This window comes from Microvirga sp. P4_G7 (assembly GCF_056401005.1).
Genome location: NZ_JBFUKD010000847.1, coordinates 1 through 1,377, shown reverse-complemented (window position 1 = coordinate 1,377; position 1,377 = coordinate 1). Strand labels below are relative to the sequence as shown.

Annotated in this window: 3 protein-coding genes; 2 read left to right on the top strand and 1 reads right to left on the bottom strand. The window is 62.2% G+C overall.

Annotated elements, in window-relative coordinates:
* On the bottom strand, positions 1-463 hold a 463-nt coding region (locus AC1DT3_RS21280; RefSeq protein WP_477467177.1), incomplete at its 3' end, for a phosphoribosylaminoimidazolesuccinocarboxamide synthase.
* A gap of 223 nt (positions 464-686) precedes the next feature.
* On the opposite strand from AC1DT3_RS21280, the gene AC1DT3_RS21275 reads away from it, so the two are divergent.
* Both AC1DT3_RS21275 and AC1DT3_RS21270 read left to right on the top strand, forming a co-directional pair.
* The gene (locus tag AC1DT3_RS21275) at positions 687-1,010 is read left to right on the top strand and encodes a DUF1476 domain-containing protein (protein ID WP_477467176.1); all 324 of its coding nucleotides are present in this window, start codon (positions 687-689) and stop codon (positions 1,008-1,010) included.
* A 3-nt stretch (positions 1,011-1,013) separates the two neighbouring features.
* On the top strand, positions 1,014-1,377 hold a 364-nt coding region (locus tag AC1DT3_RS21270; RefSeq protein WP_477467175.1), incomplete at its 3' end, for an aldolase/citrate lyase family protein.

The following is a 1,377-nucleotide window of genomic DNA, read 5'->3' as shown; positions in this document are numbered from 1 at the left end:
GGGTCGCCCAGCCGAAGGCGGTGATGTGCTCTTCCGACACCATGGGGTCGTTGAGAGCGTCGTTCTTGTAGTAGAATTCGATGATCGAGCGCGGAAGCTGCGTGCCTTCCTCGATGCCGAGGCGGGTCGAGAGCGAGCCGGCGGCGACATTGCGCACGACGACTTCGAGCGGAATGATCTCGACTTCCCGAATCAACTGCTCGCGCATGTTGAGGCGGCGGATGAAATGGGTCGGGACGCCGATGTCGTTCAGGTTCTGGAAGACGAATTCCGAGATCCGGTTGTTGAGCACGCCCTTGCCGTCGATCACTTCGTGTTTCTTGGCATTGAAGGCGGTCGCGTCATCCTTGAAGTGTTGGACGAGTGTTCCCGGCTCCGGTCCCTCATAGAGGACCTTCGCCTTGCCTTCGTAAATGCGACGGCGGCGATTCATAGGCGTGTACCGTGGTTTGAGGAAATCCATGCCGAGGCTCCTTGATAGATGAAGATCCGCGGCTGGCACGGGGGTCGCGGCGGACCGCCCCTCGGCTTGGGCGCAACCTATCCGATCCCTCGGGCAAGCACAACGCGGGCGTTTCTATTGGCCTCAAATCATCGTTTTCCTGGCGCTTTTCAAGCCTATGACCCTGGCAAGTGGGCGACCGCGCCTTTATATCGCGGAAAGCTTGACCAGTAGGGAGACTTTGATGACCGAGTTCGATAAGCGCAAAGATGCCTTCGAGAAGAAATACGCCCTCGACGAGGAATTGCGCTTCAAGGCCACCGCCAGACGCAACAAGCTCTTGGGCCTCTGGGTCGCCGAACAGCTCGGGAAGACGGGCGCCGAGGCCGACGCCTACGCCAAGTCCGTCGTTCTCGCCGATTTCGAGGAAGCCGGTGACGCGGACGTCCTGCGCAAGGTCAAAGCCGACCTCGAGGCGGGCGGAAAATCCAGCGATCAGGGTCAGCTCGTGCTCAAGCTCGATGAACTCATGTCCCGCGCGGTCGAAGAGATCAAGGCGGGGCGCTAAATCATGATCGCCTCCCTGTCCGAACGCTCCGGCGGCGCGGCTTTCGCGGCCTGGTGCGGTCTTCCAGACCCGCGCATCGCGGGTGTTCTGGCGAGGGAGGCGTTCGACGCCATCGTTCTGGATCTTCAGCACGGAATCATCGATTTTGCCGCCGCCGTTCAGGCGATCCCGGCGATCGCCGCCGCAGGCAAACCCGCCATCCTGCGGATCCCGGTGGGCGATTTCGCGACGGCGTCCCGCTTTCTCGACGCCGGCGCCTCCGCGATCATCGCGCCCATGATCAACACTCTGGACGATGCCCGTCGGTTCGCCGGCTTCATGAAATACCCGCCCGTCGGCGCGCGAAGCTGGGGTCCCCATGGCGCCC

Bases quoted from the DNA above. Each gene is read 5' to 3' on its own strand.
- AC1DT3_RS21275 (WP_477467176.1), top strand. From the start codon at position 687: ATGACCGAGTTCGATAAGCGCAAAGATGCCTTCGAGAAGAAATACGCC.